This is a genomic window from Clostridium sp. M62/1 (genome assembly GCF_020736365.1).
Classification (GTDB): domain Bacteria; phylum Bacillota; class Clostridia; order Lachnospirales; family Lachnospiraceae; genus Otoolea; species Otoolea saccharolyticum_A.
On record NZ_CP085988.1, the window covers coordinates 3,614,606 to 3,640,000 of the forward strand.

Sequence of the window (25,395 nt, forward strand, 5' to 3'; positions counted from 1 at the left end):
CCGTTTTCCTGCATGTTCTTCTCCCCCTGAAATGCCAGCGTCCTCCCCCTTTTGATTTTTCCCTTTTATCTCTCTACAGATGGAACCTTCTCCTCAGCTCCCGCAGTACGCTCCTGCTGCCGGCGAGCACCGTAGTGCAAAGCAGAATGAGGGCTGCTCCCGCAGTAAGAAGGGACAGAAATGGGCGCGTCACCAGACCTGCCCCCCAAAGTGCCAGAGGAATGAGGCAGAAAATGGTGATGACAATCTGGTACATAAAATAGCTCTGCCAGTTCAGCCGGTTCACTGTCATCAGTCCGCCCACAGCCGCCACATCAAACAGCAGCAGGCTTGGCACAGCATAGTTAAATGCCCAGCCCTCATATCCCAGGTTCCAGTCAATCAGCACAAGAACTGCAATGGCCCCAAGCGACTGCCTGAATATTTTCCCCGCCAGATTGGAATTTCTGAGCAGAGAAAAACGCACAGTCATGGCCGCATAGGCTATTCCTGCAATGGTTATCACAGACCACCACCGCCCCAGCCAGCGATAGGTAGCTGCATTGGCAATCCCTGTGACAGCGGCGATGATAAACAAGGTCCCGTAAAACCATGGCATCATCTTTCTGATTCTCCCCGTCTCGGCCGCAGCCTCGGGGTAATTTCCCCGAGCATAGGGGGAGGCCACAACCCCGTTCTCCTCCCTTCCTGTCAAAACCCCCTGTTCGTCCAGCCAGCCATAGAAATAGTCCTGAAGCCTTCTGTCCTGGGACGCGCTTGAAAATGTTATGTCTACCTTATCCCCAAAAGCGGCCACTCCGCACTTCACCGGCTGCTTTTTTGAGACTCCGATGATCACGTGAAAATCGCGGATACTGTCCCGGAGTCCCTCCTTCATCTCCACAGCCCCCAGGTTGGACAGCGTCAGCGTATAGGCTCTGGTATTTCTCAGAAAAATCAGCCTGGTTATCCGCGTTTTAAGGGCCAGCGGCGTAATTCTCACATACCACTTCTTCTCCCTGGAAACATTGTAGGAGATGGTCTCCTCCAGGCGCTCCCTCACAATCTTCTCATCCATCTGGCGGCTGACCTCCGAGAGAACCTCGTTAAAATTTTCCGGCTGTCTCTCCTCCGGAAATGAGATATTTGTGACTGCAAAAAAATTGGCCAGCGTGTCTGACTCAAAGAATGCCCTCAGATTAATGGGAAGGTTAACAGCTACCGGCTCCCTTTTTGTCCTGCCCTCCAGATAGACCTGAATGACTGACCAGAGGAGCAGCGCAGCCAGGTACTTCGTCATGCTGACCCCCTCATGCCTGCAGAGAGTTTTAAATCGGTTCAGATCCACATATCCGTGATAGACAGCGGTCTGGCCAAGAGGAAGCCATTTCCCCCGAAGCTGAAAGGCGCTCCTGCCGCCATACCCTCTGTGTTCCCGTTTCCGGTAATGAAGAAGATAGCTGTCAGAAGCGCGGCCCCTTGCCTTCTCCTTCACCGTGCACATCTCATCCCGGGATATGCTTCGCGGGCATTCTGCCGTTCTGGATTGTTCCGGCCCTGCCCCCGGCTTTTCCCCGGGCACATCCTCCTCCAGATAAATTTCCACCAGCCTCTTCAGGAAATTCATGGCCCCCATTCCATCTGTGAGGGCATGAAACACTTCAAAATTGATCCGGGTTCCAAAATAGCTGACCCGAAAGGGATACATCTGATTTCCCTGAGGTTCAATATATTTACATAAAAAGGCCGTCTCCTGCTCCACAGACGGTTCCCGCGTATTTGTTTCAAAGTAGTACCAGAAAAAACCGCGCCGAAGCCTGACACGAAACACTTCAAACTCCGGAAGGGTTCTCATAAGCGCCCTCTGAAGGCCCTCCGGCGAGATCTCCCTGTCTAAAACCGCGCTGACGCGGAACACATTGCTTAGATCCTCTCCTGTTACCATGGCAAACAGCTTTCCCGTATTGTCAAGCCGCCTCCATCCGGCTCCCTGAATCTGCTTTCTTTCTCTGTGCCGCCTCATGAAAACTCCTCTCTGGCTCCTGCACGGATGAACAGTTCCTAAAACTCCAGAAGCATATCATACCAGACAGCATTCCCATGGACAGACTCAGACAGCCCCTGGTTTACATAGCCGAACTTTTCATAGTAATGAATCAGCCTGTCCTTGCATGTAAGGATCATTCCCGCCCTTCCTTTTTTTCTGGCGTCTTCTATCAGAGTTCTCATCAGAAGCTCTGCAATTCCCCTCCTTCTCTCCTGGGGGATCACGTCCAGGCCAAATACGCTCTGATATCTGCCGTCCGGCCTGTGAAGACTGCTGTCCTCATACATTTCATCCCGGATCGTTCTCTCGTCCGTAACGCATCCATTGATAAAGCCCACCAGCTGTCCGTCTTTCTCCGCCACCAGAAAGCTGTCCGGGAATGCCTCGATCCGGGCCCGGAAAGCGTCTCTTCCCGCTGCCTCAGCTTCCGGAAAGCATTCTGCTTCCACTGCAGTCACCCTTTCTAAATCCTCCGGTTTTACCTTCCTTATTACAATATCCATTGTTTCTCCTCTCTTTCGCAGAATCTGCTCTTTTCCGGCCTCATCCTGCTTCCTCCTATCAGAAAATGGCTTCCCCTGTCAGGGCTGCCGCCATTCCAAACAGCCCCCTTACAGAGAGAAAACCCGGCAAAGCCGGGCTCAGGTGCCGGAAAACCGGCCCCTTTGAAATTTATACTTCCGCTGTACCTATCTCCTGTTGCATCCAGCATCGGGACACAGGCCTCTCTCTGACGCCTAAGCTCTGAAATAATATCCCACGCCCCATTTCGTGTGGACATACTTGGGATCGCTTGGACTGGGCTCAATCTTTTCTCTGAGCCTTCTCACATGGACATCCACAGTGCGGACATCTCCGCCTCCCGCCGCCTTATTTCCCCAGACGTATCCTAAAAGCTCCTCTCTGCTGTATACCTTATTGGGATTGCAGACCAGAAGCTCCAGCAGATCAAACTCCTTTGCCGTCAGGTTAATCTCTCTGTCCCCGATAAAAACTCTCCTGCTGTCTGTGTCCAGCTTCAGCTCCCCAACCGTTATGGTCCGGCTCTGGGGCTGTGCATCCTTCCTGGAACGGCGTGTGCTCCGCCTCATAATGGCCTTGATCCTGGCCTTAACCTCCAATATGTTAAACGGCTTTGTTATATAATCATCTGCGCCGTATTCCAGCCCCAGAATCTTATCCATATCTCCGCCTTTGGCGGTCAGCATAATAATCGGCATCTCCGAAAACTCCCGGATTGCCTGGCACACCTCAAATCCATCCCGCTTTGGAAGCATCACATCGAGAAGCACAATATCGTACTCCTTTTCCCTGGCCATCTCGATTGCCTCCTCGCCGTCGTATGCACAGTCTACCTCCATTCCCTCCTGCTCAAGGCTGAAACGGATTCCCTTCACAATCAGTTTTTCATCATCTACCACTAAGACCTTCGCCATTTTCCCACCTCTTCACCACGTCCTATACCGTGATACTGTCCTTTATCTTCTGAAATGCAGCCTCCTTAATTCCAGAGACCTTCATGATATCCTCAATCCTTTTAAAGCTGCCATGCTCCTGACGGTAACGGATAATATCGTCGGCCCTGGCCTGCCCGATCCCGGTCAGAGTCATCAGCTCCCCCCTGGAAGCTGTGTTGATATTGACCTTTACCTGCCCGGCTGCCTGGCCCTGTCCGGAGCCAGTCCCGGCTGTCTGGCCGCCTGAAATTCCGGCTCCCAGCCCAGGCTGCTGTTCTGAAAGACGCTTTGCCTCCTCCCTGTCCGGAACCTGAATCTTCATTCCGTCGCTGACCTCCTGAGCCATATTCAGGTAATCGGCGGCCCCGTTTTCCGTACAGCCTCCAGCCATCTCGACTGCCTCGTAGACACGGCTTCCCGCCGGCATCTCATAGACTCCCGGAAAAACCACCTCGCCGCAGACATGGACAAAAACTGACTCTTCCCGGGCTTTGCTGCTCCCCTGAGTCTTTGTCTCTTCCCCGCAAGGCTGCTGCGTTTTCCCGCTGTCCTGACTCCCAACCCCGGCATCCCTGTCCTTCCGGCTCTCAGACATGCTGTCGTCCTGTTTTCGGGTATCGCCTTCATCTGTCAGAAAGGTATCTTCCTCCTCTGTGTCCAGAACAAACTGCTCCTCACGGACACGGTTCTCCTCCGGCCGGACATACCGGCTTCCGATATAGCATATGCCGGCTGCAAGCACACATATAACAGCCAGGATCACTTTCATCCTGTCTCTCAGCTTCCCATTCTTCATATGTATCGTACCTCCCGTCTGTCTGGCGGAAGATACTGTTATGCCTGTACCCCTATTCTACCTAAAACCCCGTTTAAACACAAGCACTAAATCGTCCATTCAAAGCAGGTTTGTCAGCTTTCCCACCTAAAGATCACAATCCCTGCAATCGCCACGGCTGCCCCGATGGCCTTTCTCCACTCAAATCCTGCCTTGTCCACGCCGAACAGTCCCAGCACCTCTATCCCATACGCCACAAGGATCTGGGCCACCACAATGAGAAGTGCAGCCTTCGCCGGACCCAGAGCGCTCATGCTCTTGATCACTGTGTAGGTAATAAGAGCTCCCAGGACACCACCAATCAGCATATATTTAGGCGTCACCTGCATGAGCCCGCCAATCCTGTCGCGCCCCGAAAACAGCCAGAATACCACACAGGTGAGAAAGGCTGAGGCCTGTACCCATCCGGCAGACACCCACACACTCGTCTGTTTTGTCACCTCTGTATTAAACACTCCCTGAATGCTCATCAGAGCCCCTGATGCAAGGGCCACGATTAATCCCCACATAAAAAAACCTCCATGGCTTAAGATACCTCTAGTATCCCTCGCCATGGAGATTTTTATGTATGGTTTCCCGCTTTTCCCGCCATGAACTACTGGATGGAAAAGTCCACATTTACATTGGCTTCGATTTCGATTTCTCCGCCCATCACATCGATGCTTCCCGTATCTGCCGCAAGGCCTGCTTCCTCCGCTTCCATCATAAGGTTGGAAGCCTTCGTATAGCGCGGCTGCTGATCAGAGCTCAGCTCATTTATATTTATCACAGCTCCCAGCTGACAGCCGCCTGCCTCAGCCATGGCCTGAGCCTTGATCTTTGCGCTCTCAATGGCCATCTTCAGGGCCTCCTGGTATTTCTCATCAAAGGTACTGCACAGATAGGACACCGAGTCAATCTGATTGGCCCCGGCCTCCACGACTGCCTTCAGGACAGTTCCCGCATTGTCAATGGGGATATCCCTTACGGTTACTCTGGAACTCATCTCATAGCCGGTAACAGTCTTTCCCGAATCCCAGTCATATACCGGATTCAGCCCAAAGCTGGCTGTCTGAATGGAGGACTCTTCAATCCCCTGGGCTTTCAGCGCCTCAATCACACGCTGCAGATCCTCACTGTTTTTCGTCTGGCAGGCCTTGGCATCTTCTGCCTGGGAGTAGACCGTCAGCTGAATCTGCGCGATATCCGGCTCAGCCGTAACGGTCTCTGAACTGTTCACATTGATAATATGAGACTTTGCAGTCTCCACGGTCACTGTCCCTCCTGCGGTTCCCGCTGCGCAGGCAGTGATTCCCAGCGCGCCGGCCAGAACTGCGGCAGCAATCATCCCTCTTTTTTTCATAAAATCCTTCCTCTCTGCATGGTTCATCTTATCTGTCTTTTCCTCTTCTCCATTTCCCCCCTTCCCTCAAAGCACCTTTCCCTTCTGTCGGCTGCTCCTGCATAATAAAAAGACATCTATTCTGAATTTATTATACAAAAAAAACAGAATAGATGCTTTTCTTTTCTCTTAAGCTTTGCTGTCAGATTTCTAAAACCCAGCTCTATAAGCCTGCATTCGTTTCTCTCTCCGCCCGGGCCTGTGCCAGAGCCGCGTTCACGAGGCGCTTTGCAAGCACTGCGGTGGTCACCGAACCGATCCCTCCCGGCACAGGAGTAGCCATAGACGCCTGTTCTCTGATGTCCTCGAAATCTACATCGCCGCACAGATGGCCGTTTTCGTCCACATTGATACCCACATCCACTACAATAGCTCCCTCTCCCACATACGTCCTGTCCACCATTTTGGCGCATCCGGCAGCTGCCACAAGAATCTGGGCGCTCCGGCAGATTTCCGGCAGATCCACAGTTCTGGTATGGCAGACTGTCACCGTCGCATTCTCCTGCAAAAACAGCATAGCCAAAGGCCGTCCCACCACCATACTCCGGCCCACAATCACAGCGCGCCTTCCGGCTACAGGAATATCATTCAGGCGGAGGATATCCATAACCGCCTCAGCCGTGCAGGGTGCAAACCCTGTGTTATCTCCGCTGAACACCTTTGCGATGTTCACCGGCGAGATGCCGTCCAGATCCTTGAGCGGATGGATCATCCGGTCAATATCCTCCTGAACGATCTGCTCAGGCAGCGGTCTCAGGACGAGGATGCCGTCCACATCCGGGTTCTCGTTGATCTCCCGAAAGGCAGCCTTGAACTCCCGATCGCTTATATTCTCCGGAAAGGTATACTTCACCACCTCCAGCCCGAAAGCATCCATCTTCTTAACGGCGCCCTTTTCGTAAGAAATATCATCGGGCCTCTCCCCAACACGGACAATCGCAAGGCGCGGGATACGTCCCAGCTCTGAAAGCCCCTCCTGCACCTGTACCTTCAGTTTCTCAGAAACCTCTGCTCCTCGTAATGTAATCATGTTTTCTCCTCTGCTCTCTGATGTCATTCTCATTTACATTTGCCCGCCTGTATCCCGGCAGCCTGCACTTAAAAGTATCCTGTCCGCCTCCTGCTTTTCATACATTTTCACAGAACAGCCGCTCCGGCCGCCAGTTCCAGCAGATATACGGCCAAAATAGCGGCAAGCGCTACCACCACCAGGCTCTTTCCCCTGTAGCCCAGATATACTGCCACAGCCGTACCTCCGGCTGCAGAAAGAATATGCCCTGTGGAAAAAAATACATCCGGAAACGTCAGTGCCCCCAGCACTGCATAAGGTGTATAGTCCAAAAAGGAACGGATAAAGGGCGACTGAATCTGTTTTCTGAAAATCGTAACTGGAAGCACCCTTGGAATATAAGTCACAAGAGCCATCAGCGCCACACAGATAAGAACTCTCTCCATCTCCATCTTCCTCTACCTCCTGATTTCTGATTCCTTTCTCTAGGAGAGCTCCCTCTCCTTATGTTCCTCTTCCCTGCTTGGAAATACCCAGGCTCCGGCCGCCGCTGCCGCCACTGTGGCAATAATTACTCTGAACCCGTCTGAGACAAAGGCAAACAGCGGTATATATTTCACTGCACAGTTCACAGCCACTGCCGTCAGAATCACAAAAAGCACAGGAAACGATTTTCTCGCCGCCGGAATAATCAGGGCGATAAACATGGCATACAGAGCGATTCCCATGGCATTTTGGAGTGCCTGGGGAAGGATCGTAGAAATGCAGCCTCCCAGAAGCGTTCCCAGATTCCATCCCACTATAGGCATGGAGATAAGTCCCAGCATAAAGGGAGCAGTCAAAACCCCTGTCTGCAGAGAGCCGACCACAAATGTTTCATCTGTAATTCCGAAGGCCATCACCAGCCGTTCCAGAGTCCCTGTCTTTTTGTCCAGCTTCTGGGACAGTGAAAGCGACATCAGCATGTACCGGATATTGATGACAAAGGTGGTGAGCGCCACCTCGAAATATCCCGCCCCCGCAAAGATCAGATTCGTCCCTGCAAACTGTCCTGCGCTGGTGAGATTGGTCAGCGAGATCACCACTGCCACCCAGACGGGAAGTCCTCCGGAAACTGCCAGAAAACCAAACGTAAAAGAAACCGGAATGTAGCCCAGACCGATGGGGATTCCGGCTTTCAGCCCTTTCTTAAAATCTCTTTTCCAGTTCATATTTCACTCAAGCCGCCTTTAAATACTCAATAAGTACGTATTATATCGCCAACCGCTCAAAATGTCCACACTTAATCCTCAGCGCATCTGTTTTCTCCTCTGTCATTTTTCCCCGCTGCCGAATTTCTGAGCCCACATCTCATTGAGCCACTGCACGCCAGCCTCGATTCCCTCCTCTGAAAAAGCAAACTGAGCCCTCGTCTTCTGCTCTTCAGGGGTGGCATCAAACCCATAGGGCTCGGGCCATACCGTGACCACCAGCGCTTCCTCCCCGTCAGCTTCCCCCTTTTCCATCCTGTATCTCATTCCCCGCTCGCTCCCTGTAAAGTTTTCCTTTTTAAGGAAATTGACCGGCATCACACTCTGTCTTGTAATCATTCTCTTTTTCCCTCTTTTCCTGTACGGCTGTCCCTCTCAGTTTACACTTCCGCCCGGTTTATTTCAAGAAGAAGGAATAATAAAGAATCCTGCTCCGCAGGATTCTTCGCCTGCGGCGGGCCGCAAAAGCGACATTTTCCTCGTATTATATAGTAGTAGTGTTTATAGACCCTCTCCAAGGTCTGTATGCTATACTGTTTGGAGATACTGTGGATTGGTTTCATTTTCCTACCACTTGATGGTTACGGAAAGGCTCCAACCACAGTCTCTTTGTATCGTTGTTAATCAGTTAGATACCGCATGACGGTTGATTTAGAACGAGGTTACAAGCGCAGAGAGCTCTGTGGTCCTAAACAGTATCTAAATCTATTACTAAGGAGTGTTCTTATGATCTACGTTGGAATTGATGTCGCTAAGGATAAGCATGACTGCTTTATCACCAATTCAGATGGCAAAGTCCTTTTTCCGGTTTTTACCATTCAGAATAACCGGGATGGATTTGATGTTCTTTTTTCCAGGATTCAATCCTCTTCTTCAGATGTGTCCAATATAAAAGTAGGACTGGAGGCCACTGGACACTACTCTTACAACCTGCTCGGTTATCTTATTGACAAAGGTCTCCACACCTTCGTTATCAATCCGCTCCACACAAATCTTTACAGAAAAAGTCTCAGCCTTAGAAAGACGAAAACAGATAAGGTTGATGCCCGAACCATTGCTTTGATGCTCATGTCTGACGTGAACCTGAAGTCCTACTCAGATACATCATACCATAACGAGGAGTTAAAGTCACTCACCCGTTATCGTTTTCGTAAGGTTCAGGAACGCGCTCAGCTTAGACAGTCTGTTTCCAGGCTTGTTACCATTCTCTTTCCAGAATTGGAAAAACTTGTTCCTTCGCTTCATATCGCTTCTATCTACGCCCTTCTTTCCGAGTTTCCTTCTGCCGGAACGATTGCCTCCTGCCATTTGACACACCTGACGAAGCGGTTGGAAAACGCTTCAAAAGGCCGTTACAGCCGGGAGAAAGCGATTGAAATACGGAATGCTGCCAGAGCCTCCATCGGTTCCAACATGCCTGCCAAATCTCTGGAATTAAAGCACACACTCCGGCTAATTGGTGAACTGGATTCCGAAATCTCAGAAATTGAATCCGAAATCAAACGGATCATGGATGAAATCCATTCTCCCATCCTGACCATTCCAGGAATAGGCTACCGCATGGGCGCCATGATCCTGGCAGAGATTGGAGATTTCTCCCGCTTTGATTCGCCGGATAAGATCCTGGCATATGCCGGAGCTTCTCCATCTACCTATCAATCCGGGCAGATGGAATCCTCTTATTCCCACATGGAGAAACGGGGATCGCGCTATTTACGTTTTGCTCTGATCAATGCCACCAAATACGTCTGCCAATGGGATGAAACTTTCGGTGCATACCTTCAGAAGAAGATTTCTGAAGGGAAACACTACAACGTCGCCATCACCCACGCCGCAAAGAAACTTGTACGGTTAATTTACGCAATGGAAAAATCCGGCAAACCTTACATAAAAACGGCATAACTTTTTCTGCCCTATAACACTCTTTTAGAGCACCGATATCCGATGCTCTGTTTGTCGTGCGATTTTCAAGGTACAACGATCTATGAAATGCGTTCCCGCAATTCATTCAAAAGTCTTCATTTTAGACTTGACTTTTAATAGTTAGTCTTTTCGCCGCAGTGCGATCCTCGCGGAGCGTTTTTTATATAGCAGGAAACGTGGTTTCCTGCTATATAAAAAAGACTGCTGCAACCCGCCCGGCAAAGCACACGTCTTAGATTCATAAAAAACTATAAATCCAATCTGTGCCCTGCCGGTCTGAGTTTACAGCAGTCCTTAAACATTCCTTATTTCATTGTCAGTCAGTCAGGCCGGCTGTCTGTCAGCCCCTTTGTCCCTGTCAGCTATTACTTCTTCTGAACGTACTTCAGACAGTCAAGCGTTACAGCTGAAAGGATAATGATACCTGAGAATACGAACTGAAGGTTTGTATCGATACCAAGGATTGTAAGAGAGTATGTCAGAGCGGTGAAGATAAATACACCAACTACGACACCGGAAATCTTACCAATACCGCCTGTGAAGGATACACCGCCGACTACGCAGGCTGCGATGGCATCCATCTCCCAGCCCTGTCCATAAGCTGCGGAACCGGAACCCACCATTCTGATACACTCCAGCCAGGAGCCGAAGCCGTAAAGAATACCAGCCAGGATGAATGCACCCACGGTCACACGGAATACAGAGATACCGGAAACTGCTGCCGCCTCTGCGTTTCCGCCGACAGCGAACAGGTTCTTTCCGAATGTGGTCTTATTCCAGATAAACCAAACAATAATCACTGCTGCTACTGCCCAGAGAATAATGGTTGGGAATCCGTTAATCTTCGGAATAATCATTCCCGGAATTGAGGATTCGATCGCACCGAAGGATACACCCTTTGTGGAATATGTAACAAGTCCAAAGATTACAAGCATGTTTGCCATCGTTGAGATGAACGGATGCATCTTAAACTTGGCAGTGAAGAAGCCGGCAATCGTTGTGAAGAAGGTACATAAAACCACGCACATGAATAACGCGAAGATGACTCTCACAGGAACAGGTAAAGAGGTGAAGTCAAATACATGTCCGAACACCATACCTGTGTTGATTCCCTGGTGCATGATAATGGTTGCGGTTGTCATACCCATACCAACCATACGTCCGACGGAAAGGTCTGTACCAGCTAACAGGATCAGGCCTGCAACGCCGAGAGCCAGGAACATTCGCGGAGAAGCCTGCTGAAGAATATTCAGCACGTTATTGTAGGTAAGCAGCGGAACGCCCTTTACCATTGGAGTAATGATGCACAGAGCAATGAAAATTAAAATGATTGCAATGTACAGACCATTTCTGAGCAGGAACGCCCTGCGGTTAAAGGTGTACTTGTAGTTCTCCCATTTCTCTGCCATGGTCTCTGCGAAGGTAAATTTAGACATACGCAGAAGGTCGATCAGGTGATTCCTGTATGCAAATGCTGCATGTCTTCTGTCCTTAATCTGCTGGAAATCTTTCTCAAGCTCCATCTTGGCATCGAAAAGCCTGTTTTTATGAACATACTTTTCGTCCTTAATCTCCTGATGATCTGTAATCTTGGATAAAATATCCTTATGCTGCTTCTCAAGCTCTTCAACATGCCTGCGGTACTTTTCCTGAGCCTGAACCTTTTCCAGCTTACAGCTCTCCACCACATGCTGATAGTAATCCTTGACAAAATGCTCCTTTAAATAAGCTTCAGCATCTGCGATGAGTTTGGAAATCTCATCTTTATTCTTAGCCTCAACTGCCTTTGCCTTTTCCAGTTCAGCTTTAAGCTGGGCAATTTTGGCATCCTTTTCTTCTTTCGTGAAGATACGATCCTTTTTCACTACATCCATGTCATTCTGAAGGGAAAGGACCTTATCTGTTCCGTCTGCTCTGAGGCTGTCGATCTTCTCCTGAATTTTGCCGACATAATCCTCTATTGGCTGGCGCAGCTTCATCTCCTGCTCAGCCGTAAGTATCTTACTGTTTTCAACTGCCATATCTACCAATCTCCCTCATTATAGGTATTTTGCACTGAGTCTTAAAAGCTCCTCCTGGTTTGTCTCCTTTGTGTTGACAATTCCAGAAAGATGACCGTTTGACATAACTCCGATACGGTTTGTGATTCCCAGAATCTCCGGCATCTCAGAGGAAACAACAATAATGGTCTTTCCCTGTTTTGCCATTTTGATAATCAGCTCGTATATCTCATACTTTGCGCCTACATCAATACCTCTGGTCGGTTCGTCCATCATGAATACCTGAGGACTCCTCTCCAGCCATTTTCCGAAGATGACCTTCTGCTGGTTTCCTCCTGAAAGGCTTGAGATCATATCGTCCGGTCCCATGCATTTCGTATGCATGATCTTAATCTCCTGTGCAGTAGCCTTTACCATTTTCTGATCGGAAAGCGCCATACCTACCTTATACTGATCCAGGTTTGCAATCGTGGTGTTAAAGGTAAGGTCTCCCTTCAGGAAGAGCCCGTTCGCCTTACGCTCCTCGGTAATCAATGCAAACCCGTGCTCTATGGCTTCCTTTGCGCTGTTAAAATTCATCAGGCGGTTTCTGAAATAGACACGCCCTGCCGCTCTGGTACGGATACCGAACATCGTTTCCAGAAGCTCTGTACGTCCTGCTCCCACCAGACCGTATAGTCCGAAAATTTCTCCCTCCCGGACATCGAATGAAACGTCCTGAAGGTAGGGTTCAAACTTTGTAGAAAGGTGCTGAACGGACAGAATCACATCCTTTGGCGTATTGTCCACCGGCGGGAATCTGTTCTCCAGTGAACGGCCAACCATGGCTGCAATCAGCTCGTTCATATCTGTCTCTGAGGTTTTCTTCGTCATAACCATCTTACCGTCACGAAGCACAGAAATCTCATCACAGATCTCAAAAATTTCATCCATCTTATGAGAAATATAGATAAGAGCAATTCCCTGCTCCTTCAGCATTCTCATCATTTCAAAGAGCTTGTCAACCTCCTGAACTGTCAGAGAGGAAGTCGGCTCATCCAGAACAATTACCTTTGAATTGTAGGAGATAGCCTTTGCAATCTCGCACATCTGCCTCTGGGATACGGACATATTTCTCATGGGCTGTGTAAGATTCACTGTCATGCCCAGCTTTCTGAACAGCTCTGATGCCTTCTTTTTCATTCGGCCTTCATCAACTACACCTAAGGAATTAACCGGATAACGTCCAAGGAATAAATTATCAATTACATTTCTCTCCAGACACTGATTCAATTCCTGGTGAACCATTGCAATACCGTTTTCAAGAGCATCTTTCGGTCCGGAAAAGCTGATTTCCTTGCCGTCAAGGAAGATATTGCCCTCATCCTTTTGATATGTTCCGAAAAGGCACTTCATCATTGTCGACTTACCGGCGCCATTTTCGCCCATCAGGCCCATGACGGTTCCGCGCTTCACATCCAGATTGATGTGATCCAGAACCCTGTTTCGGCCGAAGGACTTGCTCATACCGCGTATTGATAAGACGATATCATCTTTCTTATCTGCCATTATTCTTACTCCTGTTATGTATTTGATATAGTGATTGACCAGCGTTTACTTTTATATTTTCTGCCGGGCATTACCAGTCTTAAAAGAGCATTAGGGAGAATTTCTTCTCCCTAATAGCCTGCCCTCTCTTATTTCACCAGATATTACTGACTCAGTAAAGCTGTATAAGAAGCTGCGTTGTCTGTCTTAACCATGTTAATTGCGAACGCATCATACTGACTTGGGTTTCCAAGACGGTTTGTGATATTGGACTCTGTCTGTCCGTCTCCGCCGATGTAGTCAACCTTCAGGTTCAGAAGATCATCGTACTTCTGAAGCAGCGGCTGATAGGTGGAGCTTAAGAAGTTATCAGAAGCGTTGTAAATGTCAAGCCATACGGTCTTCTCCGGATGGGAAGCTGCGTCTAACTGGTTGGATACCGGCTCGTAAACCTTTGTGGAATCTGTGAAATCCTGGTAGTTGTCAGCTGTAACTGCTACGTTTAATGCGTAGTAGGAACGCTCGTCCTCGTTGTATACATATACATCGTCGGAGAGAACGTTTCCAGCCTCATCAGGTGTACCGATACCTGTGTCGATATCTACGCCGTCAAGACCGTTGCGAAGAACACGGAGTGTCAGGTAAGCCTGAACGTCAGCGTGCTGGCTGATTGTTCCGCCGTAGCCCTCTGTGATAGCTGCCACTGCATCGTTGTTTGCGTCATATCCGAAGGTTGGAACCTTGTTGTCCTTGGACCATGCGTTGAACATGGACATTCCCATACCGTCGTTGTTGGAAGCGATAACATCGATCTGATCTCCGAAAGAAGAAGCCCATGTACCGATTGCGTTGCCTGCTGTAGCTGCATCCCATGTAGCTCCTGCGGAGTTCTTCATCTCCTGGGAAGCCAGCTCTCTTACAACGTATGTCTTTCCGTTTACTTCGATGGAACCATCCTGAACTGCTGTGGAAGTTCCGTCTGTATTGATACCAACCGGATCGCTGACAATCGCGCCGTCTTTCTCAAGGCCTGTGCCGAGAGCCTTACGAACGCCTCTTGTACGTGCGATAGAGTCATTGTGTCCGATATCACCGATTGCCAGAACGTATCCGATGATGCCGTCGCCGTTGCGGTCGATTGTGTCGATGTTCTTCTCAATGTACTCCTTAACCATGGTTCCCTGAAGCTCAGCACCCTGGTTTGCATCGAAACCTACATAGTATGTAGAGTCGTTGAAGCTGAGAGCGTTCATGTCAAGCTCTCCTGTGGAGCTGTTGGATGGCTGACGGTTGAACCATACTAATGGCTTGTCCTTGTTTGCCACCTCAGCATCTGCCTTGGCTCCTGTATCTCCTGCCGCAGTTGTCTCTCCTGCTGCCTCAGAGCCTGCTGCTGCAGTTGTCTGAGCTGTTTCAGATGAGCCGCCTGAGCAGCCTACAAGTCCGAAAGCCATTAAAGAAGCCATGGACAGTGCCAGAACTCTTTTCTTCATAATTGATTCCTCCCTTGAAAATGTTCACTTGATTTGATGTGCATTTCCAACACATCTGATGTTTTATATTATAAACCTTTTAGGGAAAAAGTACATAGAATATTCCACAATTTTTGTTTAATATTCAATTCATCCTGTGATTTTTCACCTGTATCTGTGCACAATCCCCAAGACTCCCCTTTTCCCGTTTCAGGCCCTTCGCTTTTTGTTCTGTTTCCTGTTCCTCCTGTTCTTCTTTCTTTTCCTCCTTCTGTTCTTCCTTCTGCTCTTCCTTCTGTTCCATTCTCTGCTTTCCCCTATCCCTGTACTTTTTCGGCCTCTGAATCGCCTTCAGAATAATGCATATTATTCACTGCACTTTTCTTTTTTTAACCTGGATATGCATTTTTCTCTTGATTTTATTCCTTTTTAGATGTATATTTATGTTTATTGATATAATATTTATGCAATCCGATACCGGCAGCCTTTCTGCCCGGACTGTATCATCCGTACTGATTGCAGTGTCTGCCCTGAGGCAGAAAACATGACGAACATATATGAGGAGGAAACGATTATGAAAGAGAAGGTAATCCTGGCATATTCCGGCGGACTTGACACGACCGCTATTATTCCATGGCTCAAAGAACATTTCGATTACGAGGTGATCTGCTGCTGCATCGACTGCGGACAGGGTGAAGAACTCACAGGTCTGGAGGAGAGGGCAAAGCTGTCCGGAGCGTCAAAGCTCTATATCGAGGACATTGTGGATGACTTCTGTGACAACTATATTGTTCCCTGTGTTCAGGCAGGTGCAGTCTACGAAAACAAATATCTGCTGGGAACCTCCATGGCCCGCCCCGGCATCGCCAAAAAACTGGTGGAGATTGCGAGAAAGGAAGGAGCCTCTGCCATCTGTCACGGTGCGACGGGAAAAGGCAATGATCAGATCCGCTTCGAGCTGGGAATCAAAGCCCTGGCCCCGGATCTGAAAATTATTGCCCCCTGGAGAATGACAGACGTATGGACCATGCAGTCCCGTCAGGATGAAATCGACTACTGCAAGGCCCACGGCATCGACCTTCCCTTCTCCGCAGACTCCAGCTACAGCCGCGACAGAAATCTCTGGCACATCAGCCACGAAGGATTGGAGCTTGAGGATCCTGCTGCCGAGCCTGACTATGAGCACCTGCTGGTTCTCGGCGTGACACCGGAAAAAGCTCCTGACGAGCCGGAGTATGTCACTATGACCTTTGAGAAGGGCGTTCCCACCTCCCTCAACGGAAAGGCTATGAAGGTTTCCGATATTATCCGCGGTTTAAATGAGCTGGGCGGAAAACACGGAATCGGAATCGTCGACATCGTGGAAAACCGGGTAGTGGGCATGAAGTCCCGCGGCGTCTATGAAACACCGGGAGGCACGATTTTAATGGAGGCCCATGCTCAGCTCGAAGAACTTGTGCTGGATCGGGCTACCATGGAGGTCAAAAAAGATATGGGAAACAAATTCGCTCAGATTGTCTATGAAGGAAAGTGGTTCACCCCGCTGCGTGAGGCCATTCAGGCTTTTGTGGAAAAGACGCAGGAGTATGTAACCGGAGAGGTAAAATTCAAGCTGTACAAGGGCAATATCATCAAGGCCGGAACCACCTCCCCCTACTCTCTCTACAGTGAGTCCCTGGCCTCCTTCACTACAGGCGAACTCTACGACCACCACGATGCAGAGGGCTTTATCACTCTGTTCGGACTGCCGCTCAAGGTACGGGCCATGAAGATGGCAGAGCTCGAGGGCCAGAACGGAAAATAAAATAAAAAAATACAGGAAACAGAAAAGCCAGAGGGAGCATACAGAGTCATTCTGTACCGTTCCCTCCGGCTTTTTTTCTTTCATTCCCCCCGTTTTTTCAACGGTGATTCTCTCCACCTGCCCAGATCACAGGATCTTATCAGGATCTTATTAGAAACCTTAACAGAACCTGTACCTGCGTATCACCACCTGGATATTTCTGCTGCCGTTGTATTCATTGATTTCAGGGTAATATACGATGTCGAGCATTCTCCGCCCATTTCGCTCTTCCTCGAAGGCCAGGCCGTCTGTAAACAGCATTCCGTCCATGGCCCGTCCTCCCTGCCCTTCCAGAACCATTTTTACCACATTCTTATTTTTCCCGATTACCCGGCAGCTCCTGATTCTAACCCCTTTCTGGGCAAACAGGGGCTTTTCATTTCCCTGGCCAAAGGGCTCCAGAATTTTAAGCTCCTCCACCAGTCTCTCCTTTATGTAGTCAATGGGCATCGGCACGTCGATCCACACCTTTGCCTTAAAATCCTCCTCTGTCAGGCCGGAATTTTCATTCAGAGCCTTCCGGAACGGCTCGATGTTTTCTTCCAGAAGCGAGAGCCCGGCTGCCATCGGATGCCCTCCGAACTTGAGAAGAAGCTCCTTAACCTCAGACAGCTTTTTAAACATGTGGTAAGCCTCTATGGAGCGTCCGGAGCCCTTCACAGCCTCCTCTCCTCTGGTCAGCACGAGCGCCGGCTTCTGGCAGTATTCCCTGAGCCTTCCCGCGATAATTCCGGCCAGAGATTCGTGGCATTCCGGCAGGAATACAACCAGAACCTTGTCATCCCTGTACCGGGTGTCAGCCAAAAGCTTTGCCTCTGCCGTCCACTGCTCTGTCATATCCTTCCTCATATCGTTTAAGCTCTTAAGCTCCTGAGCCAGGGCTTCCGCCTCGTCTTCCGTTTCCGCGAGAAGCATGGACAGGGCCAGCTTTGCCGTCTGAAGTCTGCCTCCGGCATTCAGGCAGGGACCGATGACGAATCCGATGTGGTAGGCCGTTATTGTACTCAAATCGAGATTGTTCTTTTCCGCCAGCTTTTTAAGCCCCAGATTCTTCGTTTCTGCCATCCTGCGGAGCCCGTATTTGACAATGATTCTGTTTTCATCCTGGAGCCTCATCACATCTCCCACTGTTGCAATGGCTGCAAATTCCAGCATGTCCAGCCATTCCTCCCGCGCAATCCCGTATTCCTCATAGAGAGCCTCCACCAGCTTGTATGCCACCACGGCCCCGCAGATTTCCGGAAATGGATATCTGCAGTCTCTCTGTTTCGGATTTACGACAGCGTCAGCCGGCGGAATCACCTCCGCCTCTGCGTCGAGGGGAACCTCGTGGTGATCGGTCACAATCACAGTCATGCCGAACTCTTTGGCAAGGCTGATCTGTGAAAAGGCCGATATCCCATTGTCGCAGGTCAGAATTGTGTCGATCCCATCCTCATGGGCCTCCCTGATAATGGATTCATTGATTCCATATCCATCCTTAATGCGGTCAGGGATCGCATAATCTGCCTCTGCGCCAAGGCGCCTGAGCGCTGTATACAGAATATAGGTAGAGCAGACGCCGTCAATATCGTAGTCTCCCACTATCCGAATCCGCTTTCCCGCTGTAATTTTCTGCCTCAAAATTTCTACAGCCGGTTTCATATCCTTCAAAAGCCACGGGGAATACAGGCCGTCCAGATTTCCATACAGATACCGCTCTATATTCTCCATCCCCTCGATTCCGCGGTTTCTGATCACTCTGGCGGTCACCGGATCGATTCCAAACCGCTCGGCAATCACCCCAAAATCAGCCCGTTTCGTCTGAAGCATCCAAATTTCCTCTGCCATCCCTGCTCTCCTCTCTGTATCTTTGGCAGCTGCGCCTGCTCAAATCGCAATAAATCCCTCTCAGAATCACAGACCTCTTTGCCTGCCGCAAGCCGGCTTTTACCCGAGCCGTCTTCCGTTCTCCCTGAGCCACCTTCTTCTCTCCCTGCAGTCAGGAAGGACATTTTCTACAATGTCCCAGAAACGCCTGGAATGATTCATCTCCTTCCGGTGAGCCAGCTCATGCACCACCACATAGTCGAGAATCTCCGGCGGCGCCAGACAGAGCCTCCAGTTAAAGTTTAAGTTTCCTCTGGCGCTGCAGCTTCCCCACCGCGTCTTCTGATCTCTGATGCACACCCGGCCATAGGAAACACCCATCTGTTCGGAGAAATACGCCAGGCGCTGTTCCAGAACAGGGCGGAGCTGATTCTTGAAATGCTCTATCTCCCGGTCTGAGTATGCCGGTCTCTGAGCTTCCAGCTGAAGGGCCCTCTCTCTGTTTTCGAGAATCCACTCCTGATTTCTTCCTGCAAATTCCATGGCCCGCTCCACGCTGACCTGCCTGGGGACACGGATTACCACCTGCCCGTCCGGCTTTACCTGAAGGGCCATGGTGCGCCTGTCCGACCGCACCACAAGACAGGGGATTCTGTCTTCGCCCTCCTTACCAGGGATTCTTCTCGATGTACTGGTAATCTGCAAAAACTGCATACATTCTGTCTTCTTTAAATTCGACTGTCTGCGCAGCACGCTCCATCACACCTTCCATTTCTTTCTCGAACTTAAATAAAGGTGAGTCCGTCTCCGGCCTCAAAATCTCCACGCACACATTTTCTTCCAGCCCAAGGAGCTCTGCATACAGCTCATCCATGCTTCCCTCGAACTCCTCCGGAAAACAGAGTTCTTTTTTCAGAAAATCAAAAACCTCTGATTCACTCTGCATCTCCTTCATATTCACTGCAACAATCCGCATCTTTCTGTCCTTCCTTTCTATCTCAAACTGCTTTCTTACAGGTGGTTTCCCAATTAACAGCTCTCCTGTCAGCCGGGCATAATGCATCGTTCTTTCTGTCAGCCAGACATACATGCATCGTTCTCATATGAATCAGTTTTATTTATATAAATCACCTTCGTATTCATCAGCTTTGCATGCATCGGCTTCGTATGTCCCATTCTGCTTTCTGATTTGAGACCAGAATAACGAAGAGCGTCTGTTCATGCAATAATTATCCACCCGCATAGCGGGTGGTTTTTCCTTTTCGGGCATAGCCCTAATACCACTAGCTACGCACAAGTGCGTCTTTTTTTTGGCCTGCCAGCCACGCGTGGGGTTACTTGCTACCCGTAAACGGGTCACGCGGATCGAATAGACTTAACTGATCCATTTCCTGATCTTGTTTTAGCTGGTTGGCTATATATTTTTTTATTGCTACTGTGTCTTTTCCTACTGTATCGACATAGTATCCCTTACACCAAAACTCGCGGTTTCGGTATGCGAACTTCATATTTCCAAATCTCTGAAATATCATTAAACTGCTTTTCCCTTTTAAATATCCCATAAATCCCGAAACGCTCATTTTGGGTGGGATACTAAGCAGTAAATGTACATGATCTGGGCATATTTCTCCTTCTATGATTTCTACTCCCTTCCATTGACATAACGTCCTAATAATGTCCCTTATTGCTCTCTCTTTTCGTTAAAGAATACTTTCTCCGATATTTGGGGGCAAATACCACGTGATATTTGCAATTCCATTTTGTATGTGCTAAACTTTTTACGTCTGTATTTTGTTCTGACATGATACAGTCCTCCTAATGTGTTTTTATTTACGTAACTGGCAGGTCACGTTTTTATTATACACATTAGGAGTTTTTTTGTCTGAATACATCGCTAAAGCTCCTATAGAACCACGCGACTATCGCGTGGTTTTCCTGATACAAAAAAGGCACCTATCCGAAGATAGATGCCTCTGTCCGTGCGTGAGAAGATTCGAACTCCCGACACCTTGGTCCGTAGCCAAGTGCTCTATCCAGCTGAGCTACACGCACATCTGTTAGTGATTTGTTTCCCTAACAACGAATGTTATTCTACACCAGTTTTTTCAAATTGTCAACAACTATTTGAAAAATTTTTTATTCTCTGATCGATTCATCATATCCTGAAAAGGCACACTGCCATTGAGAACCGGAAGCCTTTACGTCAATCCGATTTTGTAGACCGGATATTCCCGCTCAAACCTGTACCCGAGGCGTCTGGCCAGATGGGCGGAAATTTCATTGTCCGCATCCCAGCTTGGATAGAGTCCTCTTTCCAGACACTTTAAAATCAGCGCAGCCCCACAGCTGGATGCCAGCCCTCTGTTCCTGTAATCTTTTCTTGTATCGATCTGTATTTCGATCCCCCCGGAATAGACAGTATATGAAGAAGCTCCTGCCACCAGTTCTCCCTTATACCGCACAGCCACTCCTATTCCTCTGTTTTTGTAATCCCTGTATCCCTTAAACTGTCCGCCCCAGTCGCATGCCCATGGCAGCCCGGCCGCCTCCCTGAAGGTCCTCTCCCCTATCTCCTCTATAGAGAATCCTTCCTCCAGTCTCGTTGCCATTTTTACCAGCTCTTCTATGGAAAAACAGTTTCTGTCCTTTTGAAAGGCATATCGGACCCGCCTGACCGCCCTGTCTCCATAAATCCGTTCGATCAGAAGCTCCCAGTCCCTATTCTGAGGAACCAGTATCTTAAAGCCTGCCTCATAGATATCTTTACTGTGGAGAACTAATTCTTCGCTCGCCTCCCCGCCATAAAAGCAAAAATCGGCAATATCCAGCTTAGCAGAGGCTATGTAAGGCTTTTCTCCAAGGCTCTTTCTCTTCCTTTCTTCGTGTCTCAAAACAGCATAGGCCCTTCCCATTTCCCCCTCCAGGCAGGACCATATCATGGTATCATCCCATCCCCAAAACAGATCGGCTGCTCTTTTCAGCCCGTTTCCTTTCAGCTCTGTCACCATTTGAACTTCTCCTCAACATTCATCTGCGTCTCAAGTATACAAAAAAAGCCTCAAATGCATCTCTGCACTTGAAGCTCTCTGTCGTGCCGCAGACCGGAATCGAACCGGTACGAAGTTTAACCCTCGCAGGATTTTAAGTCCTGTGCGTCTGCCAGTTCCGCCACTGCGGCTTTTCCCACATCTGTTTCTTTACAGATGAATGGTGCCTATAGGGCTCGAACCTATGACCCTCTGCTTGTAAGGCAGATGCTCTCCCAGCTGAGCTAAGACCCCAGATAAATAATATTTGGTTTTCACCAAGCGACCCGGATGGGACTCGAACCCACGACCTCCGCCGTGACAGGGCGGCGCTCTAACCAACTGAGCCACCGGGCCAGATCTTCAGTATTTTTGTTTTACACTTATTTGTTTTCTTTAGTTCAGTGTCAGTGGACCTTCGGGGACTCGAACCCAGGACCGACCGGTTATGAGCCGGTTGCTCTAACCAACTGAGCTAAAGGTCCAAATAAAAGAGCCGATGATCGGACTCGAACCGATAACCTGCTGATTACAAATCAGCTGCTCTGCCAATTGAGCCACATCGGCACATTTAATGACCCCAACGAGATTCGAACTCGTGTTACCGCCGTGAAAGGGCGATGTCTTAACCGCTTGACCATGGGGCCTTATCTAACTCCACAGCTTCCACTGTTTCGCTCCTAACATCTCGTAAATTTCGCTCACGCTCATCTACTTCGAATCATCAATAGGTATCAAACTCCCCCTGTTGGACTCGAACCAACGACACTGCGGTTAACAGCCGCATGCTCTACCGACTGAGCTAAGGAGGATTACTTCCCCCGGATTCTTTCTCTCCGGTATCTGGGGTATTCATACATACCCTCAAAACCACACATTGAACTTCCGCTTTTCCTTCTTCTTCCTACCTTCCATCCTTCCTACCCAACCTCTTGGTTAAGCCCTCGACCGATTAGTAACAGTCAGCTCCATGCATTACTGCACTTCCACCTCTGCCCTATCTACCTCGTCGTCTTCAAGGGGTCTTACTACTTGCGTATGGGATATCTCATCTTGAGGGGGGCTTCACGCTTAGATGCCTTCAGCGTTTATCCCGTCCCGACTTGGCTACTCTGCCATAGACTTGATAGTCTAACAGATACACCAGAGGTCAGTCCATCCCGGTCCTCTCGTACTAAGGACAGCTCCTCTCAAATATCCTACGCCCGCGCCGGATAGGGACCGAACTGTCTCACGACGTTCTGAACCCAGCTCGCGTACCGCTTTAATGGGCGAACAGCCCAACCCTTGGGACCTACTTCAGCCCCAGGATGCGATGAGCCGACATCGAGGTGCCAAACCACTCCGTCGATGTGAACTCTTGGGAGTGATAAGCCTGTTATCCCCAGGGTAGCTTTTATCCGTTGAGCGATGGCAATCCCACTTTCATACCACCGGATCACTAAGTCCTACTTTCGTACCTGCTCGACCCGTCGGTCTCGCAGTCAAGCTCCCTTCTGCCTTTGCACTCTTTGAATGGTTTCCGACCATTCTGAGGGAACCTTTGAGCGCCTCCGATACCCTTTCGGAGGCGACCGCCCCAGTCAAACTCCCCACCTGACATTGTCCCACTGCCGGGTCACGGCAGCTGGTTAGAAACCCAGTACCACAAGGGTGGTATCCCAACAGCGACTCCGACGAAACTGGCGTCCCGTCTTCTTCGTCTCCCACCTATCCTGTACATGCAGTACCGAATCCCAGTATCAAGCTAGAGTAAAGCTCCATGGGGTCTTTCCGTCCTGGCGCAGGTAACCAGCATCTTCACTGGTATTTCAATTTCACCGGGTGCATTGTCGAGACAGCGCTCAAATCATTACGCCTTTCGTGCGGGTCGGAACTTACCCGACAAGGAATTTCGCTACCTTAGGACCGTTATAGTTACGGCCGCCGTTTACTGGGGCTTAGATTCAAAGCTTCGGTTTCCCTAACCTCTCCTCGTAACCTTCCAGCACCGGGCAGGCGTCAGCCCATATACCTCACCTTACGGTTTTGCATAGACCTGTGTTTTTGCTAAACAGTTGCTTGAGCCTATTCTCTGCGGCCACCTTTCGATGGCACCCTTTCTCCCGAAGTTACAGGGTCATTTTGCCGAGTTCCTTAACAATGCTTCTCCCGCCGGCCTTAGGATTCTCTCCTCATCCACCTGTGTCGGTTTACGGTACGGGCACATATCACACAATAGCGGCTTTTCTCGACAGCCCCTACGGAAACTTCCCTACTTCTGTTCGGTACGCGTCACAGTCTCCTGTTGCCAGGCGGATTTGCCAGCCTGACCAGTCCTCTGCTTGCCCCGGTCTTTTCATTCCCGGGTTTTCCTCCGGTTCTGTGTCCCCACAGTTCTGATGATATGTGGTACAGGAATTTCAACCTGTTGTCCATCGACTACGTCTTTCGACCTCGCCTTAGGCCCCGACTTACCCAGAGCAGATCAGCTTTACTCTGGAAACCTTAGATATTCGGCCTGGAGGATTCCCACCTCCATCTCGCTACTCATTCCGGCATTCTCTCTTCTATACAGTCCACAGCTCCTTATCGGTACTGCTTCCTCCCGTATAGAATGCTCCTCTACCAATCCCTTAGGATTCCTAAGCTTCGGTGTTGTGTTTTAGCCCCGGACATTTTCGGCGCAGGACCTCTCGACTAGTGAGCTATTACGCACTCTTTGAATGTGTGGCTGCTTCTAAGCCAACATCCTAGTTGTCTTCGAAATCCCACATCCTTTTCCACTTAACACACACTTTGGGACCTTAGCTGTAGGTCTGGGCTCTTTCCCTTTTGACTACCCAACTTATCTCGTGCAGTCTGACTCCCGTACATCATTTATGCGGCATTCGGAGTTTGATATTCTTCGGTAGACTTTGACGCCCCCTAGGAAATTCAGTGCTCTACCTCCGCTAAACTAATACGAGGCTAGCCCTAAAGCTATTTCGAGGAGAACCAGCTATCTCCGGGTTCGATTGGAATTTCTCCCCTATCCACACCTCATCGCCACCCTTTTCAACGGATGTGCGTTCGGTCCTCCATTCCCTTTTACGGGAACTTCAACCTGGACATGGATAGGTCACCCGGTTTCGGGTCTGCACATGCTGACTTGACGCCCTGTTAAGACTCGCCTTCGCTTCGGCTCCGTACCTTTAGTACTTAACCTCGCCAGCATCCGCAACTCGCCGGACCGTTCTACAAAAAGTACGCGGTTGCACCTTAACGTGCTTCCACAGCTTGTAAACACAGGGTTTCAGGTTCTCTTTCACTCCCCTCCCGGGGTTCTTTTCACCTTTCCTTCACAGTACTATGCGCTATCGGTCACTAAGGAGTATTTAGCCTTGGAGGGTGGTCCCTCCGACTTCCCACAAGGTTCCACGTGTCTCGTGGTACTCTGGATCCTGCCGCTGCCTATTGCTTTCATGTACGGGGCTTTCACCCTCTCTGGCCGGTCTTTCCAGGACCGTTCCATTAACAAATCGGCTCACTTGTGCAGTCCGTAACCCCAGCATGCACGCACGCTGGTTTGGGCTCTTCCCATTTCGCTCGCCGCTACTTTGGGAATCGATGTTTCTTTCTTTTCCTCCGCCTACTTAGATGTTTCAGTTCAGCGGGTTCCCTTCCATACGTTATGGATTGGCGTATGGATGACTGGAGTTCTTCCAGCCGGGTTTCCCCATTCAGAGATCTCCGGATCAATGGATATTTGCTCCTCCCCGAAGCTTTTCGCAGCTTATCACGTCTTTCATCGGCTCTTAGTGCCAAGGCATCCACCCTGCGCTCTTATTAGCTTAACCAGTTGACTTCCTCCGCGGG

Annotated in this window: 20 protein-coding genes, 8 tRNA genes, 1 rRNA gene and 1 pseudogene; 2 read left to right on the top strand and 28 right to left on the bottom strand. The window is 49.6% G+C overall.

Going from position 1 to position 25,395, the window contains the following annotated elements; translation table 11 throughout:
• Positions 1 to 73 precede the first annotated feature (73 nt).
• The 10 genes from LK436_RS16745 to LK436_RS16790 all read right to left on the bottom strand — a co-directional run bounded on the left by LK436_RS16745 (position 74) and on the right by LK436_RS16790 (position 8,297).
• Positions 74 to 2,002 carry a DUF6320 domain-containing protein gene (locus LK436_RS16745; protein ID WP_008397216.1) on the bottom strand — a complete coding sequence of 643 codons (1,929 nt, stop codon included), beginning with the start codon at positions 2,000 to 2,002 and terminating at the stop codon, positions 74 to 76.
• A gap of 38 nt (positions 2,003 to 2,040) precedes the next feature.
• Positions 2,041 to 2,529, bottom strand: a complete 489-nt coding sequence (locus tag LK436_RS16750; protein ID WP_008397215.1) for a GNAT family N-acetyltransferase — start codon at positions 2,527 to 2,529, stop codon at positions 2,041 to 2,043.
• Positions 2,530 to 2,763: 234 nt separating this feature from the next.
• Positions 2,764 to 3,462 carry a response regulator transcription factor gene (locus LK436_RS16755; RefSeq protein WP_008397213.1) on the bottom strand — a complete coding sequence of 233 codons (699 nt, stop codon included), beginning with the start codon at positions 3,460 to 3,462 and terminating at the stop codon, positions 2,764 to 2,766.
• Positions 3,463 to 3,484: 22 nt separating this feature from the next.
• Entirely contained in the window at positions 3,485 to 4,279 is a 795-nt protein-coding gene (locus LK436_RS16760) for a helix-hairpin-helix domain-containing protein (RefSeq protein ID WP_008397212.1), read from the bottom strand.
• A 113-nt stretch (positions 4,280 to 4,392) separates the two neighbouring features.
• Positions 4,393 to 4,827, bottom strand: a complete 435-nt coding sequence (locus LK436_RS16765) for a DMT family transporter (protein WP_021966859.1) — start codon at positions 4,825 to 4,827, stop codon at positions 4,393 to 4,395.
• Between the two features lie 86 nt (positions 4,828 to 4,913).
• Positions 4,914 to 5,660, bottom strand: a complete 747-nt coding sequence (locus tag LK436_RS16770; protein ID WP_227910104.1) for an SIMPL domain-containing protein — start codon at positions 5,658 to 5,660, stop codon at positions 4,914 to 4,916.
• Between the two features lie 202 nt (positions 5,661 to 5,862).
• Positions 5,863 to 6,729, bottom strand: a complete 867-nt coding sequence (locus LK436_RS16775; protein ID WP_021966857.1) for a bifunctional 5,10-methylenetetrahydrofolate dehydrogenase/5,10-methenyltetrahydrofolate cyclohydrolase — start codon at positions 6,727 to 6,729, stop codon at positions 5,863 to 5,865.
• Positions 6,730 to 6,836: 107 nt separating this feature from the next.
• A complete protein-coding gene (locus tag LK436_RS16780; protein ID WP_008397208.1) occupies positions 6,837 to 7,160 on the bottom strand; it encodes an AzlD domain-containing protein in 324 nt (107 codons plus the stop codon).
• 33 nt (positions 7,161 to 7,193) lie between these two features.
• A complete protein-coding gene (locus LK436_RS16785) occupies positions 7,194 to 7,919 on the bottom strand; it encodes an AzlC family ABC transporter permease (RefSeq protein WP_008397207.1) in 726 nt (241 codons plus the stop codon).
• 102 nt (positions 7,920 to 8,021) lie between these two features.
• Positions 8,022 to 8,297 (bottom strand): hypothetical protein, encoded by a 276-nt coding sequence (locus tag LK436_RS16790; RefSeq protein ID WP_008397206.1) that lies wholly within the window; start codon positions 8,295 to 8,297, stop codon positions 8,022 to 8,024.
• A gap of 387 nt (positions 8,298 to 8,684) precedes the next feature.
• Between LK436_RS16790 and LK436_RS16795 the strand changes: the two genes are divergently transcribed.
• Positions 8,685 to 9,860 carry an IS110 family transposase gene (locus LK436_RS16795; protein WP_044930339.1) on the top strand — a complete coding sequence of 392 codons (1,176 nt, stop codon included), beginning with the start codon at positions 8,685 to 8,687 and terminating at the stop codon, positions 9,858 to 9,860.
• Between the two features lie 386 nt (positions 9,861 to 10,246).
• Here LK436_RS16795 and LK436_RS16800 read toward each other — a convergent pair whose 3' ends face one another.
• From LK436_RS16800 to LK436_RS16815, 4 genes are all read right to left on the bottom strand, one after another.
• Positions 10,247 to 11,902, bottom strand: a complete 1,656-nt coding sequence (locus LK436_RS16800) for an ABC transporter permease subunit (RefSeq protein ID WP_008399021.1) — start codon at positions 11,900 to 11,902, stop codon at positions 10,247 to 10,249.
• Positions 11,903 to 11,920: 18 nt separating this feature from the next.
• Entirely contained in the window at positions 11,921 to 13,429 is a 1,509-nt protein-coding gene (locus tag LK436_RS16805; RefSeq protein ID WP_008399022.1) for a sugar ABC transporter ATP-binding protein, read from the bottom strand.
• Between the two features lie 143 nt (positions 13,430 to 13,572).
• The gene (locus LK436_RS16810) at positions 13,573 to 14,901 is read right to left on the bottom strand and encodes a substrate-binding domain-containing protein (RefSeq protein WP_008399023.1); all 1,329 of its coding nucleotides are present in this window, start codon (positions 14,899 to 14,901) and stop codon (positions 13,573 to 13,575) included.
• A 124-nt stretch (positions 14,902 to 15,025) separates the two neighbouring features.
• Positions 15,026 to 15,184 (bottom strand): hypothetical protein, encoded by a 159-nt coding sequence (locus LK436_RS16815; protein ID WP_008399025.1) that lies wholly within the window; start codon positions 15,182 to 15,184, stop codon positions 15,026 to 15,028.
• A 270-nt stretch (positions 15,185 to 15,454) separates the two neighbouring features.
• Here LK436_RS16815 and LK436_RS16820 point away from each other — a divergent pair, with 270 nt between their 5' ends.
• A complete protein-coding gene (locus tag LK436_RS16820; protein ID WP_015574561.1) occupies positions 15,455 to 16,684 on the top strand; it encodes an argininosuccinate synthase in 1,230 nt (409 codons plus the stop codon).
• A 159-nt stretch (positions 16,685 to 16,843) separates the two neighbouring features.
• Here the strand turns inward: LK436_RS16820 and recJ are convergent, their stop codons facing one another.
• The 14 genes and pseudogenes from recJ to LK436_RS16890 all read right to left on the bottom strand — a co-directional run bounded on the left by recJ (position 16,844) and on the right by LK436_RS16890 (position 25,376).
• On the bottom strand, positions 16,844 to 18,553 hold the full coding sequence (gene recJ / locus LK436_RS16825; protein WP_008399028.1) for a single-stranded-DNA-specific exonuclease RecJ: 1,710 nt from the start codon (positions 18,551 to 18,553) through the stop codon (positions 16,844 to 16,846).
• Between the two features lie 99 nt (positions 18,554 to 18,652).
• Positions 18,653 to 19,246: a M48 family metallopeptidase gene (locus LK436_RS16830; protein WP_021966855.1), complete on the bottom strand. Its 594-nt coding sequence runs from the start codon at positions 19,244 to 19,246 to the stop codon at positions 18,653 to 18,655.
• Positions 19,200 to 19,508, bottom strand: a complete 309-nt coding sequence (locus LK436_RS16835) for a hypothetical protein (protein WP_227910106.1) — start codon at positions 19,506 to 19,508, stop codon at positions 19,200 to 19,202. Before LK436_RS16835 ends, LK436_RS16830 begins: the two co-directional genes overlap by 47 nt.
• A 358-nt stretch (positions 19,509 to 19,866) precedes the next feature.
• Positions 19,867 to 20,335 (bottom strand): annotated as a pseudogene (gene tnpA / locus LK436_RS16840) (IS200/IS605 family transposase).
• 175 nt (positions 20,336 to 20,510) lie between these two features.
• Positions 20,511 to 20,584 (bottom strand) — tRNA-Arg (locus LK436_RS16845).
• Positions 20,585 to 20,730: 146 nt separating this feature from the next.
• A complete protein-coding gene (locus LK436_RS16850) occupies positions 20,731 to 21,540 on the bottom strand; it encodes a GNAT family N-acetyltransferase (protein ID WP_008399032.1) in 810 nt (269 codons plus the stop codon).
• A gap of 84 nt (positions 21,541 to 21,624) precedes the next feature.
• Positions 21,625 to 21,710: transfer RNA gene (locus LK436_RS16855), tRNA-Leu, on the bottom strand.
• A gap of 30 nt (positions 21,711 to 21,740) precedes the next feature.
• A tRNA-Val gene (locus LK436_RS16860) sits at positions 21,741 to 21,813 on the bottom strand.
• A gap of 28 nt (positions 21,814 to 21,841) precedes the next feature.
• Positions 21,842 to 21,915: transfer RNA gene (locus LK436_RS16865), tRNA-Asp, on the bottom strand.
• A gap of 54 nt (positions 21,916 to 21,969) precedes the next feature.
• A tRNA-Ile gene (locus LK436_RS16870) sits at positions 21,970 to 22,043 on the bottom strand.
• Between the two features lie 9 nt (positions 22,044 to 22,052).
• Positions 22,053 to 22,125, bottom strand: a tRNA-Thr gene (locus tag LK436_RS16875).
• An 8-nt stretch (positions 22,126 to 22,133) separates the two neighbouring features.
• A tRNA-Glu gene (locus LK436_RS16880) sits at positions 22,134 to 22,205 on the bottom strand.
• Positions 22,206 to 22,297: 92 nt separating this feature from the next.
• Positions 22,298 to 22,370: transfer RNA gene (locus LK436_RS16885), tRNA-Asn, on the bottom strand.
• A 120-nt stretch (positions 22,371 to 22,490) separates the two neighbouring features.
• Positions 22,491 to 25,376 (bottom strand): 23S ribosomal RNA (locus tag LK436_RS16890).
• Positions 25,377 to 25,395: the final 19 nt, after the last annotated feature.